Genomic DNA, 17,975 nt, shown 5'->3' with positions numbered 1-17,975 from the left:
AACTCATGCGCTGGTTGGTGATCCCCGCAAAAACGACTGTCAGGGTGCTGGCTTGCATCACGGCGGCCGCCGCACTGGCCTTGCTCGGGGGGTTGCCGGTTGACCGGGTCGCGATACTGGCCGGCGCCGTCTTGCTGGCGGCGCTGGCAGGCGCCATTTTTGATCTCTGGCGCAGCCTGCGCCTGTGGAGGACAGCGCCGCTGCGCATTGAGCGCACGCTGCCCGGCGCTTTTTCACTGGGCGTGCCAACGGTGCTGACACTGGCGCTGGTCAATGACGGTCACCTGGCCTGGGCAGTGACGGTGTTCGATGAGGTCGATCCGCGGTTTACCTTTGAAGGCCTGCCACAGGCCGTCACCGTACCACCGGCTTCGCGCGCCGAGTTGCGATACACAGTGACCGCGAGAGAGCGTGGCGTCGCCCTTTTCGGCACGACCCAGCTGCGCTGGCACACCCGCGGCGGCTGTTTTGAGGTGCAGCAGGCGCTGGGCCAGCCCGGGAAGCTGCGTGTCTATCCCAACTTTGCAGCACTGGCCCGCTATGCGTGGCTTTCCGGTGACCGGCGGCTCGCCCAGATCGGCATTAAGACCTATGTCCAGCGCGGGCTGGGCACTGATTTCCGCCAGCTTGCTGATTACAAAACCGGGGACTCCCTGCGGCACATCGACTGGAAGGCCACACTGCGCCACCAGCGGCCCATCGTGCGTGAATTCCAGGACGACCGCGATCAGTGCGTGTTCTTCCTGCTCGACTGCGGCCGCCGCATGCGCGCTGATGAAAGCAGCCCGGAGCAAGAGCTGCGCGGCAGCAGCCATTTCGACGAGGCCCTCAACGCCCTGATGCTGCTGAGCTATGTCGCACTGAAAGAAGGCGACGAAGTCGGCGCAATGACTTTCGGCGGTTTGCCTGGGCATCGGCGTGACTTTGCGCCCCGCAAAGGCGCCGCCACACTCAATGCCCTCATGAACCGCCTGCACGACATCCAGCCCGGCGCCATGCATTCGGACTATCTCATGGCGGCGCAGGAACTGCTGCGTGTACAGCGTCGCCGTGCACTGGTGATAGTGCTCACAAACTTCCGCGACGAGGATTCGGCTGAGCTGCGTCCCGCGCTCAAACTGTTACGCCGCAAGCACCTCGTCCTGGTGGCGAGCCTGCGCGAGCGGGTGCTTGGCCGCATCGCCGGCCAGGCGCTGTCCAGCCCGGCGGATGCCGTGGATGTCGCGGCGGCCCACCTGTTCGGGCAGTCGCGGCGCGATGCCTTTGCGCGGGTGGTCGGCAATGACCCGCTGTCGATGGATGTGGAACCGACGCAACTGGCCGTCTCGCTGGTGAACCGCTACCACGCGGTCAAACGCGCCGGCCTGCTGTAAGCGGGCATTGCATTCAGCCCGGCAGCGGTTATTCTTCGTTTTTCAACAACAGGAGGGAAAGAGAAATGTCTGAAGCCATGAATCCTTATGCCGCACCGCGCGCGGCTGTCGCTGATGTCTATGACCGTGAGGGAGATACACAACCCGTCAAGTGGTTCTCTGCCAGGGGTCGCGTCGGACGCATGCGGTATCTGGCCCGCACCTTTGTCGGCTACCTGCTTTTGCTGGTAGGCGTCTTCGGACTCAGCATGCTGGCAGGCGCTGCCGGCGCCGGCGCCGCAGCGGGCATTGTTGGTTTCGTGGTCATGATTCCCTATTTTCTTTTTCTCATCCTGCTGACTATCCAGCGCAGCCACGACATGGGATGGAGCGGCTGGACGGCGATCCTGGCCTTCATCCCCCTGGTGGGATTGGTCTGGATTTTCAATTCGGGAACCCAGGGCAGCAACCGCTTTGGCGCCCCTCCGCCTCCCAACACCACGCTGGTCAAAATCGGCGCCCTGATGTTTCCCATCATCATGGTCATCGGCATCATCGCCGCCATCGCTTTGCCGGCTTACCAGGGTTATGTGCAGCGGGCCAAAGCGGCCCAGATGGTCAAGCCCTAAACCTGCCACGGCGGGCGGCATGCCCGCCAGGAGCGAGGCGCGCGCTCAGAGCCTGTCTTATATCTGCGCGGCGCGCTTGTAGGCTTGCGCAGCGCCCGCCTCGTCCTCACGCTGCTCAGCCAGCAGCGCCAGGGCGCGCCAGGCATTGCGGTGAAGCGTTACATCCTGAAGCGCCGGTGCCGCCTGCGTCAGCAACTGGCGGGACTTGCCCCAGAGCTGGCGGCTCAGGCAAGCCATGCCCGCCAGGTACTGCAGGTTGGCATCGCGTGGACGGCTGAGCTGTGCGTTTTCAATGCGGGCCAGCCAGGCCGCGTCCAGCGAATCCAGGCCGGCTTCGAGGACACCGATCAGCTTGATGCGCAGGTTGTCGCCGATCTCCGAGCGCGGCTGCATCGTGCGGTCCCAGACCTGCAGGAGCCAGCTGCGGGCCAGTTCCGGGTCACCGTGCAGCGCCATCAGGCGCGACGCCGCATGCACCACCAGCTCGGGCATGGCGCGTTCGGTGTCATCCAGCGAGAACCAGGCCTGCTGCAGCTGCGCGGGGTCGTGCGCATCGTTCAGCAGCTCCAGGGCCAGGCCGCGCACAATGCTTTGCGCCGCCGCCTGTGAAAAAGCGCGGTGCTTGGCCAGCAGGCGCGCGGTTTCCAGCGCTTGCGCCGTGTGCCGCGCATGCCGCGAGGCGCGCAGCTTCATGCGCAGGGCCAGCGTGCGGCGCGATGCCCCCTGCGGAAGCTGGCCCAGCCAATCCAGTGCCGCACCCGCGTCACGATCGTCCAGCGCCCAGCGAGCCGCACGGAACTGCACGCCCTCGCGCACTTCCTGCGCATGGCGTGAACTCTTCAACGCCAATTGCAGGTGCTGGTCGCGCAAGCTCTTGTTTTGGAGCGCCTGCGCGGCTTCGGCCACCAGAAGATGGGCCAGCGAACGCAACTGTCTGCCGCGGCTGGTGCTGTGGCCTGTCACATGGCCGGATTCGTCGGTCAGCAGGTTCAGGCTCTTTGCCTGCGCAAGCGCATTTTGTGCCGACTTGGTCGAACGGATGTAGCGCCCCGCCAGCAGATGCGCCAGAGAATCCATGAGAGCGCCGTACATGGCACGCTCTTTTTGCTGGGCACGCCAGCGCCTGGCTTCCGCCGGCAGCGAAAACACCGCCGACAGCGCGCGCAAGGCCAGATACAACACCAGGAAAAGCGCTGCCAGCAGCATCACCATCAGGTTGAAGGAAATATCGACACGGTGCGGCGGCCAGAAGATGGTGACCACGGCCTGGTTGTTGCCCGTAAACAGGGCCACGGCAACAGCCACGCCAAACAGGGCCAAAAGCCAGAGGGCGGCGCGCATGCTGGTTCCTGCCTTTTCCCGCTCAGCGGCCTGCGGCCGCTGTGGCCAGCGCGGCCATGGTTTCGTCCAGGCGCGGAAGCTCGCTGGTTTTCAGCTGGCCCTGGACCTGGGCCAGCAGCTGCGCTGCGGCCTGCGTTTTGCGGGAAGAAGCATCAAAATATTTGCCCAGCCAGGCATTGGCACTGCCAAGGTCAGCGCGCACCGAATCCGTCTGCCGCGACAACAGGCCCAGGCGCGCATTGAGCAGACGCAGCTTGAGGTTCTCCCGCAGGAAAAACGACTGCTCCGGCGACACAAGGGCGGCCTCGGGCTGGTCAATGCGGCTCACGCGCAGCAACTTGCGTGCTTCTTCGCGCAGGTTGTCCAGCGTGCGCTGCGACCAGGCGTCGAGAGCCAGCTTGTCGAATCCCAGCATGGAAGACTTTCCGGCGGAAGACGCGGCCGACGCTGCAGTGCGCGGCGCGGAAGCCGGCGCGGCCGCAGCGGGCAATGCACGCTGGCCGGCTGCCACCATGGCGTTGGCTACCGGCAGGTCGTCTGCCATGCGGACCAGTTCGTCGAGCTTGAGCATGAGAACCGGCACGTCGGTCAGCGTTGCGGCCTTGATGCGGTCCATGTCCTTGGCAATGGCGCGTTGCAGCGGGTTCAGGCGCGGCTGCGCGGCACGCGACAGGCGCTGGTCGGCCGACTTGAGCGCGGCCAGCAGCGGTTCGGCGCTGCCGGTGAGCTGGGCCTGCTGCTGGGCCAGGCGCAGGGCCGACTCCACATCAACCACCAGATTCTCATCGCGCGAGCGCGACAGGCTCTGCATGAGTTCTTCAAGCTGGGTGCGCTGCAGGCTGACTTCACTGATGCGGGTTTCCTGGATGGCCAGCCGTGCGGAGAGTTCGCGCGTACCTTCCTGGGCCTGGCGCGCCAGTGTGCGCGCTTCAATGGCCTGCGCGCCGGAATCAATGCTGCGGCGGGCCAGCTCTTCCTGGATATTGCCGAGCTTTTGCCAAAGCAAGCCGCTCACGAGCAAGCCCGCAGCCGCCAGCACGGCAACCAGCAGTGCCCATTTGCGCGGCACCACCCAGACGTCTGGCGAAACGGGTTGCGGGGGAAGCGGCACCAGCGCGCGCTCCAGCACCGGCTCGTTGTCTGGCGTGGAGGATGGAGGCTGGGCGTTAGGACTGTCACTCATGGATAAAGAGATTCTATCGAGGCAAGTGTGTCCCTGATGTCCTTCAGGGCAGGACGTGACGCCACAACAACACCCCAACCGGCAGCACGCACGGCTTCCTCAATCCGCGGATGCGTGGCCACCGCGCGGGCGCGGCGCCAGTCCACCCCGGCCAGCGCAGGCAAGGCCGTCAGGTTGGCCACCGCTTCAGAGCTGCTGAAGAGCCATACAGACCCATCCACGCTGGCGGCGCGCGCGCGCTGAAGTTGGGTTTCGCTAAGCACAGGCGCAAGGCGCCGGTAAACCCCCACAAAATCCACCCGCGCACCGGCAGTCTCCCACTGGCGGGCGATCCAGTCGCGTCCGGAAGATGCCGTGGCCCCAGGCAAGGCAGCCCCCTCCCCCCGCACCACCAACACGCGCTTGCCTTGCCAGTCGCGCTGGCCTGTCACCGCCCACAGGGCTTCCGAATCAAACTGGGCCGCATCGGCCGGCGGCGCATCGATCTGCCCGGCAGGAACCCCGGCGGCCACCAAAGCCGCCACAGTGCCCGGCCCGGGCGCCAGAAAACGCAACGCTGCCGGCAGCACTGCATCGGCATTCGCTATGCTATTGATAGCTGCTTGCGCTCGTCCTGTATGGGCTGCAGCCATTTTTTGTTTGAAAAAGTACTCCACCGCATTGCCGCTGACAAACATGCAGGCGGCGTATTGGCCAAGTGTTTGCCAGGCGTGCTCCAGCGCAGCCGTTTCCAGAGCGGGGGCAATGTCAATCAGCGGCAGGGCCTCGGCGGCAAAGCCCCCCAGCTGCAGTTGCTGCACCCAGTGCTGCGCATCCTGCGCGGGCCGGGTCACGATGACGCGGGTCGCAGCGCCACTCGGAGGCACCGGCGCGTGTAGCATCAGGCGCCCGGGGCTTTGCCGGCCCACACGGCGCCACCGGCGCGCAATTGCGCCGCCACGGCCTCACCCAGGGCCTCGGCCTCGGCAAAATTGCGCACTACGGCGGTCTGGTTGACCTGCACCAGCGGCGCCAGCGGGCCTGCAACGGCGGATGGCGCCTCGGCGGTGGCCGGGTCGCCCCAGGCGGCATTGAGTTGCATGACGTCCCCGTTAGCAGCACCCAGCGTAAAGGCCGCCAGCGGCATGGAACAACTGCCGCCCATGGCGCGCGACACCGTACGCTCGGCCGTCACGGCCAGCCAGGTCGGCTGGTGCGCCAGCGTGGCCAGCGCGGCCATCAGGTCGGCGCGGTCAGCGCGCACCTCAATACCCAGGGCGCCTTGGCCTGCGGCCGGCAGCATCTGGGCGGGCTCAAAGGTGCAGCGGATTCGCGACTCCAGGCCGAGACGCTTCAGGCCAGCAGCCGCCAGCACGATGGCCTGGTACTGGCCTTCATCGAGCTTGCGCAGGCGCGTGTCGAGGTTGCCGCGCAGCGGCTGTATGACCAGGTCGGGACGCATGGCCTTGAGCAGCACCAGCCGGCGCAGGCTGGAAGTGCCCACCACGGCGCCCTGCGGCAGCTCCGCGAGCGTGGCAAATTGGTTAGAGACAAAAGCATCGCGTGGGTCTTCACGCGCCAGCACACAGGCCAGCGCAAAACCTTCGGGCAGGTCCATGGGCACATCCTTGAGCGAATGCACTGCCAGGTCGGCCCGCCCTTCGCTGAGCGCCACTTCGAGTTCCTTGACGAACAGGCCCTTGCCGCCGACCTTGCTCAGTGAGCGGTCCAGTATCTGGTCGCCCTGTGTGGTCATACCCAGCAGCTCGACCTGCCAGCCCAGGCGCGACTCCAGCAGCGCCTTCACATGCTCGGCCTGCCACATCGCCAGACGGCTTTCGCGGGTGGCGATGACCACTTTTTTCATATCATTCGGTCTGGATTCAAACGCTGCGGACACTCGTAACCTGCTTGTAATACTTGGGGGGAAGTGAATGCTAGCATGCAAGGCTAAAGAACTAGAGGGTAGAGATGGTCACTTCCGCGCGCGCCAAGAGGATTAAGCCAAACGTCAACGAGGGCGCCAAAGACGCCGCCGCGGCCGGTGCAACCAAAACGTCCAGTCGTTCCAGGGACAACGAACGCCCGCTGGTCGAGGACATCCGCCTGCTGGGCCGCATCCTGGGCGATGTGATCCGCGAGCAGGAAGGTGTTGCCGCCTACGAGCTGATCGAGCAGGTGCGCAAGCTCTCTGTCAGCTTCCGGCGCGACGCCGACGCCGACGCCGACAAGTCGCTCAAGAAGCTGCTCAAAGGCTTGTCCGGCGACCAGACGGTCAGCGTGATCCGCGCCTTCACCTATTTCAGCCACCTGGCCAACCTGGCCGAAGACCGCCACCACATCCGCCGCCGCGCGGTGCATGAGCGCGCGGGCGACACGCAGGAAGGCAGCATTGACGTGGCACTGGCCCGACTGCGCTGGGCCGGCATCTCGACCAAAACCATTTCCACCACCCTGGCGCACAGCTTTGTCTCGCCGGTGCTGACCGCCCACCCGACCGAGGTGCAGCGCAAAAGCATCCTGGACGCCGAGCGCGACATCGCCCTGCTGTTGACGGCGCGGGACGACATCAAGGCGCTGGCGCAAGCTGTCAATGCCGCCAAGGATGCGCTGACGCCGCGCGAGCTGGCCGCCAACGAAGCACAGCTTCGCGCCCGCGTCATGCAGCTGTGGCAAACCCGTTTGCTGCGTTTTTCCAAACTCACCGTCGCCGATGAAATCGAAAATGCGCTGAGCTACTACGAAGCCACTTTCCTGCGCGAGATTCCCAAGCTTTACGCCAACCTGGAACGCGAGCTGGGCAACCAGCCGGTGCACAGTTTTCTGCGCATGGGCCAATGGATAGGCGGCGACCGCGACGGCAATCCCAACGTCAGCGCCGACACACTCAATTACGCACTCGGCCGGCAAGCAGAAGTGGCGCTGCGCCACTACCTGACCGAGGTGCATTTCCTGGGCGGCGAACTCTCGCTGTCAGCCATGCTGGTCGAGTTCAGTCCCGCGATGCGGCTGCTCGCCGAAAGCTCACCCGATACCAGCGAACACCGCAAGGACGAGCCCTACCGCCGCGCCCTCACTGGCGTCTACGCGCGACTGGCCGCCACGCTCAAGGACCTGACCGGCGGCGATGCCGCGCGCCATGCCGTGGCGCCGCAAAACGCCTACCTCAAGTCGGAGGACTTCCTGGCCGACCTGCGCACCATTGAAGACTCCCTCAAGGCGCATCACGGCGAGGCGCTGATCGCCCAGCGCCTGCACCCGCTGATCCGCGCGGTCGAGGTGTTCGGTTTTCACCTGGCCACGGTCGACTTGCGCCAGAGTTCCGACAAGCACGAAGAAGTGGTGGCCGAACTGCTGGCCGTTGCGCGTATCGAGGCGAACTACGGCAAGCTGGACGAAGCGGCCAAACGCGCGCTGTTGATGGGCCTGCTCAACGATGCGCGCCCGATGCGCGTGGTCGGCACCGCTTATTCGGCCCACGCGCGCGGCGAACTGGCGATTTTTGAGGCGGCCCGCACCGCGCGCGCCCGCTTCGGCAAGGAAGCGATCCGCCACTACATCATCAGCCATACCGAGACCGTGAGCGATCTGCTCGAGGTGCTGCTGCTGCAAAAAGAAGTCGGCCTCATGCACGCCACACTCGACAGCCACGCCACCAACGACCTGATCGTCGTGCCGCTGTTTGAAACCATCGAAGACCTGCGCAATGCCGCGCCCATCATGCGCGAGTTCTACGCCCTGCCCGGCATCGCGCAGCTGGTCAAGCGCAGCGGTGCCGAGCAGGACATTATGCTGGGGTACTCCGACAGCAACAAGGACGGCGGCATATTCACCAGCAACTGGGAGCTGTACCGCGCCGAGATCGCACTGGTGGAGCTGTTCGACGTGCTGGCCAACTCGCACAACATCCAGTTGCGCATGTTCCACGGCCGCGGCGGCACGGTCGGACGCGGCGGCGGTCCGAGCTACCAGGCCATCCTGGCGCAGCCGCCCGGCACAGTGCGCGGCCAAATCCGTTTGACTGAGCAAGGCGAAGTGATCGGCTCCAAATACGCCAATCCGGAAATCGGCCGGCGCAACCTGGAAACGCTGGTGGCGGCCACGCTGGAGGCCACGCTGCTGCAGCCGACTAAGCCCGCCACCAAGGCCTTTTTGCAAGCCGCCGCTGAGTTGTCACAGGCCAGCATGGCGGCCTACCGCAACCTGGTGTACGAAACCCCGGGATTCACCGAATACTTTTTTGGCTCCACGCCGATCCGCGAGATTGCGGAACTCAACATCGGATCCCGCCCGGCGTCACGCAAGGCTTCGCAAAAAATTGAAGACCTGCGGGCGATTCCGTGGGGTTTCAGCTGGGGCCAGTGCCGCTTGACCCTGCCCGGCTGGTACGGCTTCGGCTCGGCCATCGAGCAATTCCTCCAGCAGGGCGGTACGCCCGCCAGCCGCAGGGAAGCGTTGGCATTGCTGCAAAAAATGTACAAGCAGTGGCCGTTTTTCCGCACCCTGCTCAGCAACATGGACATGGTGCTGGCCAAAAGCGACCTGGCGCTGGCCTCACGTTATTCGGAGCTGGTGGGCGATGCGCGCCTGCGCAAAAAAATCTTCAGCGCGATCGAATCCGAATGGCATCGTACGGCCGAGGCGCTGACGCTGATCACCGGGGAAAAGCAGCGGCTGGCGGGCAACGCCGCCCTGCAGCGCTCCATCCGCCACCGTTTTCCGTACATCGACCCCCTGCACCACCTCCAGGTGGAGCTGGTGCGGCGCTACCGTGCCGGCCAGGCCGACCAGCGGGTGCAAACCGGCATTCACATCTCCATCAACGGGATTGCTGCGGGCTTGCGCAACACTGGCTGAACGGCCGTGAACAACGGGCAGCCATGCAGCGCGTGAGAGGTTCCCCGCTGTAGGGGTATTGCCAGGGGCGCATACTGTAGGCCTTGTCCTAGACAAACTCCAGCGTCTTCTGATGGCCCCGCGAGGTGCCGGTGCGTAGCATGGTGTCAGACACGGAGCAATGCGGGTATTTCGCCACGCGTTGCCCAAACCAGCTACCCCGGAGCGCAAAATCATGACTACCCTGGAGATCATGGCCGACTCACCGTCCGCCATTCAAAACGATTTTGTTTCCACCGACGCCGCCGATCTGGCGTCACACATGGATCAGTGCGCGCATTCGCGCAGCCGGTTTTTTACGCTCCAGTCCGGGCTTCAGTCCGCGCACTCCCTGGCCTCACCGCGCATCATCACAGTTGCGGCCATTCTGGCTATTTTTCTTGGCCTGTTAGCCGTAGCCTGAGCGCGTGACCCCCGCTGTCATCGAGCGGCTGGACACCCTAAGCGCCTACGCCCGGCAACTGCTCGCCTCCCGCCAGGGCGGCGCAGAGCAGCCCATCCGCGCTGAACTTTTCGGTGCGCAGCGCTTTGAAGAACACGGCCGCAGCCTGGCCGCAGCCCAACCCATCAGGCCTGCCGGAAGCCCTGATCACGGTCCGCCTTTTTTCCCGCGCGTGCAGGAAAACATCGCCGCGATCCGCCTTGCTTACGACTACATCGCCCTGACTTCGCTGACAGGCCACTACGTAACGCCGGCCGCCGAATGGCTGCTCGACAATTTCCACCTTGTCGAAGCCCAGCTGCAACAGATCCAGGATGGCGTCCCCCTCCGCTACTACGCGGATTTGCCCAAGCTGGCGAGCAAGCCGCTGGAGGGCCTTCCCCGGGTGTACGGTATTGCATGGGCCTATGTAGCGCACACCGACAGCGTGCTGGACCCGGAGCTTTTCACGGCCTTCCTGCATGCCTACCAGGAGGTCAGTGAACTCAATCTCGGCGAACTCTGGGCCTTGCCGACCACGCTGCGTGTGGTCCTGCTGGAAAACCTGCGCCGCATGGCCGACCGCATCGCCTGGAACAAGGTGGCCCGCGAAGTGGCGCATGCCACCTGGGACAAGGCCGGCGTACTGAGCCTGCAGGAACTCGACGAGCTGTACGGCCTGATGCAGGCCCATGGCCTTGAACGCAGCTATCTCACGCAGCTCTGGCAGCGCATGCCTGCCGAACGTGCAGAGCCGGACTCGCCTTCGGCGCCACCCCTCGTCCGCTGGACCGAAAAGCATTGCGGCGATGCCCTGGGCATGATCGGCGAAGGGCAAACCACCCAGGTCGCCGCCAACCTGACCGTCAGCAACATCATCACCACTCTGCGGCTCATAGGCCAGGTGGAATGGGTGGAGCTGATCGAGCCGGTCAGCCATTCCCTGCAGGTCTTGCGCCGGCTGCCAAGCTTTTCCCGCGAAAGCGAGATGACGCGCCAGCAGATCACGCGCGCCATGGAGCGTCTGGCGCAGCAAACCGGCAAATCCGAGCGCGCCGTCGCCGAAGCGGTGCTGGCTGCTGCGCACCAGCCCAACAACGCCCCGGCGGCACACACCGCCGGCTACTACCTGATTGGGCCGGGCCGCCCCCTGCTGGAAGCAGCATTGCAGCCCGACGCAGCGCCCCACAAACCATCGCCGGCCCCCGAAACACCGCGCGCCTGGCGCCTGCCGCTCTACGCGGCCGCATGGATTACCGGAACCGCTGCGTTGCTCAGTTGGGCTGCGCACCCCCTCACCACACTGCCCTGGACGGCGTGGGCAGCCCTGGTGCTGATGGCCTGGCCCGCGTCGGAAGTGGTCGCCGCGCTCATCCACCGGCTGATCGCTGAATCCACACGCATACAGCCCCTGGCCCGTCTCGATTTCAGCACGGGCATCCCGGCTGAACACCGCGTGCTGGTGGTGATACCTTCGATGCTTTCTTCAGCTTGCGCCAACAGCGAACTGGTGCACCGCCTGCAGCTGCACTGGCTGGCCAGCCGCGAAACCCATGCGCAGTTTGCCCTGCTGACAGACTGGGCTGACGCCGACGCCGAGAGCCTGGCCGGCGATTCAGAGCTGCTTGAGGACGTCCTCGTCAAACTGCGCGCGCTCAACGCAGCCTGCCCGCCGGAGAGCTCCGACTTACCAGCAAGATTTTTACTGCTGCACCGCCCGCGCAGCTGGTCCGCAACGGAGCGCCGATGGATCGGGGCGGAACGCAAGCGAGGCAAGCTCGAAATGCTGTTGCGGCAACTGGCCGGACACTCGTCATCACCGTTTGTCCCTGTGGACGGCAACATGCGGTTGGCGCCGGGCATACGCTACGTGCTGACGCTCGACAGCGACACCAGCCTGCCGGCGGGCTCCCTGCGCGAACTGGTGGCCATCGCTGCGCACCCGCTGAACACGCCGCACGTCAATCGCGAGACGCGGCGCGTGACCGCCGGCTACGGCATCCTGCAGCCCCGCGTGGCCATGCCCCTGTCGGCCCACCACGAGCGTTCCCCTTTCCATGCGATGTTTGCAGGCCAGCGCGGCCTGGACCCTTACAGCAACGGCACCTCCGACCTGTACCAGGACGTGTTCGGCATGGGCAACTTCATCGGCAAGGGCCTGCTGCATGTCGAGGCCGTGCATGCCGTGCTGGACAGCCGCATGCCCGAGGGTGCCATCCTGAGCCACGACCTGCTGGAAGGCAGCATTGCCCGCTGCGGCTACGCAGGCGACGTCGTGCTGATGGAAGACCACCCACATCACGCGGGCGTGGCCGCATCACGCGTACACCGCTGGACGCGCGGCGACTGGCAATTGCTGCCGCTGATGCTGCATGCGAAGCGCTACGGCATTGATGCCCTGGGCCTGTGGCGTATGGCGGACAACCTGCGCCGCTCGATGATCGCCCCGGCCTGCTTCGCGCTTCTGGCCTGGACAATATTCACCGGTGCGCTGCCTGTGGCGACGGCGCTGGTTTTCACTGTTCTGGCATTCCTGGCCGGCCCCTTGATGGGTGCGCTGGCAGGGCTGGTTCCCACGCGGCGAGGCATCGCCTGGGGGCACTTCTTTGACGTCGGCATGCGCGATGTGGCGCGCAGCATGGCGCAGGCGCTTTGGCAATTGAGCCAGCTGCCCGCCCTGGCCGCCCTGTCGTTCGACGCCATCACACGGGCCCTCTGGCGCATGGCCATCAGCCGCCGCCATCTGCTGCAGTGGACCACCGCAGCCCAGGCGCAGGCTTCCGCCCAGTACACGCTGGGCGCATTTGTCCGCAACCATGCCCCGGTGTCCGCGTTGTGCCTGGCGCTGGGCACGGCCGCATGCTGGGGGGCGCACCCCCTGATCGGTCCGGTGCTTTTCCTGCTGTGGGCGCTGGCGCCCGCAGTGGCCTGGTGGGGCAGCAAGCCTGCTGTTCGCGCGCCGTATCTGTCGCTCAGCGCCGCAGACCGCGCCTACCTCATGAAGCTGGCGGCACAGACCTGGCGCTTCTTTGAACGCTGCGTCGGCCCCGAAGACCACCACCTGCCGCCGGACAACCTGCAGATGGAGCCGGAACCGACGATCGCACACCGCACCTCGCCGACCAACATCGGCCTGTACCTGATGGCTGCAGCCTGCGCGCGCGAGTTCAACTGGATATCCACCACGGAGCTGATCGCGCGGCTGGGCGCCACGCTGGGCACGGTCGAAGCCCTGCCCAAGCACCAGGGCCACCTGCTCAACTGGTACGAAACCCGGTCGCTGCAGGTGCTGCCTCCGGCCTATGTTTCCACCGTAGACAGCGGTAACCTGGCGGGCCACCTGCTGGCCGTCGCGCAGTGCGTTCGCCAGCTGGCGGCGCACCAGGAAACATCGCCAGGCGAATCTACCGCACTCCTTGAATTGGGTGCCCGCTGTGAAAAGCTTTGTATGGCGATGGACTTCGGCGGCCTTTACAGCCCCAAGCGCCACCTGTTCCATATCGGGCTGCGTGTGCACGAGCAGGCACTTGACGCCAGTTATTACGACCTGATCGCCTCGGAGGCGCGCCTGACCAGCTTCCTGGCGATCGCCAAGGGGGATGTGCCGCGGCGCCACTGGCTGGCGTTGGGCCGCGCCTTCCTGACGGTGGGCGTAACGCCCGGCCTGAAGTCCTGGTCGGGCTCGATGTTTGAATACCTGATGCCTTCGCTGGTCATGAGCGAGCCCGACGAAGGCCTGCTGCATGTGTCCGGCCTTGCGGCCGTCAAGGAGCAGCAGGCCTGGGGCCAGGCACAGGGCCTGCCATGGGGTGTTTCAGAGTCTGCCTACTTTGGGCAAGACCACACCCTGGCCTACCAGTATTCGCCCTTTGGCGTCCCACGGCTGGCCCTTCGGCGGACACCACCGGCCGACCGCGTCGTGGCGCCCTATGCCAGCATCATGGCGACCCAGTTCACGCCGCAGGAGGCGGTGGCCAACCTGCGCCAGCTTGAGCAATGGGGTGCGCGCGGCGAATACGGCTTTGCCGATGCGCTGGATTTCACCGTCGCCAGGCAACCGGGCGCCCAGGCGATGAGCCTGGTCAACACCTACATGGCGCATCACCAGGGCATGTCGCTGGTGGCACTGTGCAATGTGCTGTGCAACGAAGCACCGCGCCGCTGGTTCGCCTCGGCACCACTGGTGCAGGCTTTCGAATCGCTGCTGCATGAAAAGACACCGCGCCAGATCATCGAAAGCGCAGACCCGCGGGCATTGCCCGAACCCGCGGAGCTGGCCGAAGCCCGGCTGTACCATTCGCGTGAGATCGACCCGGCCATGCCCGGCTGGCAACCTACACAGTTGCTGTCCAATGGGCGTTACAGCGTCGCCCTGCGCGCCAATGGGGCCGGTGTCAGCCGCTGGCGCACCGCAGGCAAGACCTACAACATCACCCGCTGGCGCGACGACCTGCTGCGCGATGCCTGCGGCACCTTCATCTACCTGCGTCCGTCCGGCCAGGAGCAGGCCTGGTCCCTGACGCAACATCCGGCGCCGCATCCCGGCTGGCAATACAAGGCCACCTACCTGCCGGACCGCGTGCAATTTGACGTGAGCTCCGATCAGCTGGAGGCAGGCACCAGCGTGCTGGTCAGTCCCGAGGACGACACTGAAATGCGCAACGTCACGCTGCGCAACCTGTCGGCTACGGAGATGACGCTCGACGTGATTTCATGCTTTGAAGCGGTATTGACCGACCCGCGCGCCGACGAGGCCCATCCGGCATTTTCGAACCTGTTTGTCCAAACACGCTGGCATCCCGAATGGCGCGCCCTGCTGCTGTCGCGCAAACCCCGGCTGCAGGGCGATCCTGTCATGGCGGTCGCACACTTCCTCGCCAATTCAGAAGCCAACGTACGCGCCATCGATTTCATCTCGGACCGGCGCGCCTTTCTGGGCCGTAACCGGGAGCCCGGCCACCCGGCACTGCGGGCCGAGACGCACGGCCAGGACGGCTCACCCATCAACGGGCTGGACCCGGTTGCGGGCCTGCGTCTTCGCATCCGCATTCCGGCGGGCGGCGTGGCCCGGCTCAGCTTTGCCACAGCCGCCGCGTCCAGCAGTGACGAACTCGCGGCACGCATCGACAAATACCTGCAGCCCATGCACGTGGAGCGCGCTACCCGGATGGCCGCCACGCTGGCCCAGGTGCGCCTGCGCGACCTCGGGGTCGACCCCGAGGAAAACGCGGCGTTGCAGGACCTCAACACTGCATTGATGTACAGCTGCGCACGGCCGATGGCGGAACGCGGCCTGCTGGACCAGCGCCAGCTCTGGCGTTTCGGCATCTCGGGAGACAAACCCATCGTACTGGTGCTCATCCACTCCAGCAACGGGATGGCGCTGGTGCATTCATTGCTGCGGGCCCAACCCTGGTGGAGTTTCTGCGGGCTGGGTACCGACGTGGTCATCCTCAACAGCGAAGTCAACTCCTACCTGATGCCCTTGCAACGCGACATCCTGGCGCTGCGCGACCGCACACTGCAACAAACGGAAAACAGCTTTCCGCGCAGCGACGCCGGTGGCTTTTACCTGCTGCGCGACCAGGAAATCGTGCCCTCGGAAAAAGCCGCACTGACGGGATTGGCACGCGTCATTCTGGTGGCAGACGGCAGGCCGCTTGAGCAACAGGCCGCAGCGCTGCGCGTCACGGCCAACGCCCAGCGCCGTGCGGGCTTCGCTACGCGTCCGCTGCCGGCACTCTCATCCGGTTCTGCCGGCGCCACCGGGCAGCCTGGTGCACTGCAGACACCCCAGGGACACTTCGATGCCGGCACCGGCGAGTTCCGATTTGACGTTGACAGCCTGCATCGTCCGCCCCGACCGTGGATCAACGTCATCGCGAACCCGTCTTTCGGCTTTCAGGTGTCGGAGACCGGCGCCGGTTACACATGGGCAGTCAACAGCCGGCTGCACCAGGTCACGCCCTGGTCCAACGACCCGGTGGCGGATCCCACCTTCGAGCACTATCTGCTGCAAGACGTGGACACGCAGCAAGTGCTGGCATTAAGCCCGTCGGCACAACACGGCCCGGCGCCTGCCTGCCGTGTGCGTCACGGCCAGGGCTACACCGTCTTCGAATGCCGGCACGGTACGCTTCATGCGGAAACCACTTTTTTTGTTGATCAGACTGATCCGGTCAAACTGGTGCAGGTCAGGCTTCATAACCAGGGCAGCGCCACGCGCAAGCTGCGCGCCCTGGCCATGGTCGAATGGCAGATGGGTGCTGCACGTCACGAACGCCGCACCATCCATGCGTGGAAAGACAAAGACAGCCTGCTGACAGCCGTGTTTGCACAGCAGCGTGAAAGCCGGGCGGGCTTCGGCGGCAGCACGGCGTTCCTGTCGCTGACCGGTTTGCCCGGCATACCCGAGTGGACCTGCGACCGAAGCGAATTTTTCGACGCAACGGGCCGGCTGGTGCTTCCCTCCGCCCTGGGCCAGAATGCCGCCGGCGGCGCGGACCCCTGCGCTGCGCTGGCAAGCGAGTTCTCCCTGCTTCCCGGCCAGACTCTTGCATTCACCTTCCTGCTCGGCCATGCCGGCGACGCCACGCAGGCACTGCAACTGGCCCGCAGCTGGCAAGGCAAAGATGCGGCGCAGGCGCTTGAACAGGTCAAGGCTTATTGGTCCGGGTTGCTGGGCAAAGTACAGGTGCAGACGCCCGATCCGCTGTTTGACGCCCTGGTCAACCGCTGGCTGCTCTACCAGACCCTGGCATCGCGCCTGTGGTCCAAGGCCGGTTTCTACCAGGCCGGCGGCGCATTCGGCTTTCGGGACCAGTTGCAGGACGCCATGGCCTTCGCCGTCATTGAACCGGGCCGTCTGCGTGCGCAAATCATGCTGAACGCCTCGCGCCAATTCCCCGAGGGGGATGTCCAGCACTGGTGGCACGCGCCCGGCGGTGAAGGCGTGCGCACCCATTTTTCGGACGACTTGCTGTGGCTGCCCTATGCCTGCGCCTGGTATGTCCAGGTCACAGGCGACACCAGCATCCTGGATGAAGAGGTTGCCTTCATCGACGGGCCGTCGATTCCCGAAGGTGCGGAAGACGCGTATTACGCGCCGCAAACCAGCGGGCAAACCGCCACGGTGTTCGAACACTGCGCCCGTACCCTGGACCGCAGCCTGGCCATCGGCGCACACGGCCTTCCGCTGATGGGCACGGGTGACTGGAACGACGGCATGAACCGCGTGGGCCACGAAGGCCGCGGCGAGTCTGTCTGGCTGGGCTGGTTTTTATGCCGCGTGGTCAATGACTTTCTGCCCCTGGCCGCATCGCGCGGCGACGACGGCCGCGCACAGCGCTGGCGCCAGGCCCGCTCCGGCTGGGTTGCCGCCCTTCACGACGCGGGTTGGGACGGCGCCTGGTTCCGCCGGGCGTTCTTCGACAACGGCGCACCGCTCGGTTCCTCCACCAATGACGAGTGCCGCATTGACCTGATTGCACAAGCCTGGTCGGTCCTTTCCGGCGCTTCCACCGAGGCTTTCATCGGCCCGGCCATGCAGGCCATGAACGAACAGTTGGTAGACCACGAAGCAGGTCTGCTGCGCCTGCTGACGCCGCCGCTGGAAAATTCGGACAACAACCCGGGCTACATCCAGGCCTACCCGCCGGGGGTGCGTGAAAACGGTGGCCAGTACTCGCATGCTAGCGTCTGGGCCATGATGGCGCAAGCCCTCACCGGTGACACCGAAGCCGCCTGGGAAAGCTTCAAGGCACTGAGCCCGGCCCACCGCAGCGAACACCCCGTTCGCGGCCCCGCCTATGAGCTGGAGCCCTACGTGATGGCGGGAGACATCTATGGCGCGGCGCCCTATGTAGGCCGCGGCGGCTGGAGCTGGTACACCGGCTCGGCTGCGTGGCTGCACCGCGCGGCGGTGGAAAACATTCTGGGCCTCAAGGTGCAGCAAGGCGCGCTGTCGCTGTCGCCCCGCGTGCCGGCGCACTGGCCTTCGTTTGAAATCACGCTGCGCCTGCAGGAACGCGTGGTGAAGCTTCGCTGGCAACGCGCAGGGCTTGCCGCAGAAGACAGCTTCAGGCCCGACATGGTGATCAAGCCGGGACAGGTGGTGATGCTGGCCGAGCTGCCGGCGCAAGCGGCGTTGCTGGTGCAGGCTGAAGCAAGCTGAA

The 17,975-nt window shown here is 65.5% G+C and carries 9 protein-coding genes; 5 read left to right on the top strand and 4 right to left on the bottom strand.

Annotated features, from left to right (window positions below):
- Nucleotides 1–5 precede the first annotated feature (5 nt).
- A complete protein-coding gene (locus AC1D1J_RS12285) occupies nucleotides 6–1,373 on the top strand; it encodes a DUF58 domain-containing protein (RefSeq protein WP_477694847.1) in 1,368 nt (455 codons plus the stop codon).
- A 65-nt stretch (nucleotides 1,374–1,438) separates the two neighbouring features.
- The gene (locus AC1D1J_RS12280) at nucleotides 1,439–1,981 is read left to right on the top strand and encodes a DUF805 domain-containing protein (protein WP_477688038.1); all 543 of its coding nucleotides are present in this window, start codon (nucleotides 1,439–1,441) and stop codon (nucleotides 1,979–1,981) included.
- 57 nt (nucleotides 1,982–2,038) lie between these two features.
- Here AC1D1J_RS12280 and AC1D1J_RS12275 read toward each other — a convergent pair whose 3' ends face one another.
- From AC1D1J_RS12275 to hemC, 4 genes are read right to left on the bottom strand one after another with little or no spacing between them, the layout of a single operon-like run.
- Nucleotides 2,039–3,322: a heme biosynthesis HemY N-terminal domain-containing protein gene (locus tag AC1D1J_RS12275; protein ID WP_477694846.1), complete on the bottom strand. Its 1,284-nt coding sequence runs from the start codon at nucleotides 3,320–3,322 to the stop codon at nucleotides 2,039–2,041.
- Between the two features lie 22 nt (nucleotides 3,323–3,344).
- Nucleotides 3,345–4,505 carry a uroporphyrinogen-III C-methyltransferase gene (locus tag AC1D1J_RS12270; RefSeq protein WP_477688036.1) on the bottom strand — a complete coding sequence of 387 codons (1,161 nt, stop codon included), beginning with the start codon at nucleotides 4,503–4,505 and terminating at the stop codon, nucleotides 3,345–3,347.
- The gene (locus AC1D1J_RS12265; protein ID WP_477694845.1) at nucleotides 4,502–5,386 is read right to left on the bottom strand and encodes a uroporphyrinogen-III synthase; all 885 of its coding nucleotides are present in this window, start codon (nucleotides 5,384–5,386) and stop codon (nucleotides 4,502–4,504) included. The genes AC1D1J_RS12270 and AC1D1J_RS12265 overlap by 4 nt, the downstream gene beginning before the upstream one ends.
- Nucleotides 5,386–6,351: a hydroxymethylbilane synthase gene (gene hemC / locus AC1D1J_RS12260; protein WP_477694844.1), complete on the bottom strand. Its 966-nt coding sequence runs from the start codon at nucleotides 6,349–6,351 to the stop codon at nucleotides 5,386–5,388. Before hemC ends, AC1D1J_RS12265 begins: the two co-directional genes overlap by 1 nt.
- Nucleotides 6,352–6,455: 104 nt before the next feature.
- On the opposite strand from hemC, the gene ppc reads away from it, so the two are divergent.
- The 3 genes from ppc to AC1D1J_RS12245 all read left to right on the top strand — a co-directional run bounded on the left by ppc (nucleotide 6,456) and on the right by AC1D1J_RS12245 (nucleotide 17,974).
- The gene (gene ppc, locus AC1D1J_RS12255; RefSeq protein ID WP_477694843.1) at nucleotides 6,456–9,341 is read left to right on the top strand and encodes a phosphoenolpyruvate carboxylase; all 2,886 of its coding nucleotides are present in this window, start codon (nucleotides 6,456–6,458) and stop codon (nucleotides 9,339–9,341) included.
- A 214-nt stretch (nucleotides 9,342–9,555) separates the two neighbouring features.
- Nucleotides 9,556–9,783, top strand: coding sequence for a hypothetical protein (locus AC1D1J_RS12250; protein WP_457279414.1), 228 nt, complete (start codon nucleotides 9,556–9,558; stop codon nucleotides 9,781–9,783).
- A gap of 4 nt (nucleotides 9,784–9,787) precedes the next feature.
- Nucleotides 9,788–17,974, top strand: a complete 8,187-nt coding sequence (locus AC1D1J_RS12245) for a glycoside hydrolase family 94 protein (RefSeq protein ID WP_477694842.1) — start codon at nucleotides 9,788–9,790, stop codon at nucleotides 17,972–17,974.
- The last annotated feature ends 1 nt before the right edge of the window (nucleotide 17,975 follow it).

Source organism: Polaromonas sp. P1_F8, assembly GCF_056405635.1.
The sequence above is the reverse complement of the archived record's forward strand: the minus strand, read 5'-3'. Positions and strand labels throughout refer to the sequence as shown.

Bases quoted from the DNA above. Each gene is read 5' to 3' on its own strand.
- AC1D1J_RS12285 (WP_477694847.1), top strand. From the start codon at position 6: ATGCGCTGGTTGGTGATCCCCGCAAAAACGACTGTCAGGGTGCTGGCT.
- AC1D1J_RS12280 (WP_477688038.1), top strand. From the start codon at position 1,439: ATGTCTGAAGCCATGAATCCTTATGCCGCACCGCGCGCGGCTGTCGCT.
- AC1D1J_RS12275 (WP_477694846.1), bottom strand. From the start codon at position 3,322: ATGCGCGCCGCCCTCTGGCTTTTGGCCCTGTTTGGCGTGGCTGTTGCC.
- AC1D1J_RS12270 (WP_477688036.1), bottom strand. From the start codon at position 4,505: ATGAGTGACAGTCCTAACGCCCAGCCTCCATCCTCCACGCCAGACAAC.
- AC1D1J_RS12265 (WP_477694845.1), bottom strand. From the start codon at position 5,386: ATGCTACACGCGCCGGTGCCTCCGAGTGGCGCTGCGACCCGCGTCATC.
- hemC (WP_477694844.1), bottom strand. From the start codon at position 6,351: ATGAAAAAAGTGGTCATCGCCACCCGCGAAAGCCGTCTGGCGATGTGG.
- ppc (WP_477694843.1), top strand. From the start codon at position 6,456: ATGGTCACTTCCGCGCGCGCCAAGAGGATTAAGCCAAACGTCAACGAG.
- AC1D1J_RS12250 (WP_457279414.1), top strand. From the start codon at position 9,556: ATGACTACCCTGGAGATCATGGCCGACTCACCGTCCGCCATTCAAAAC.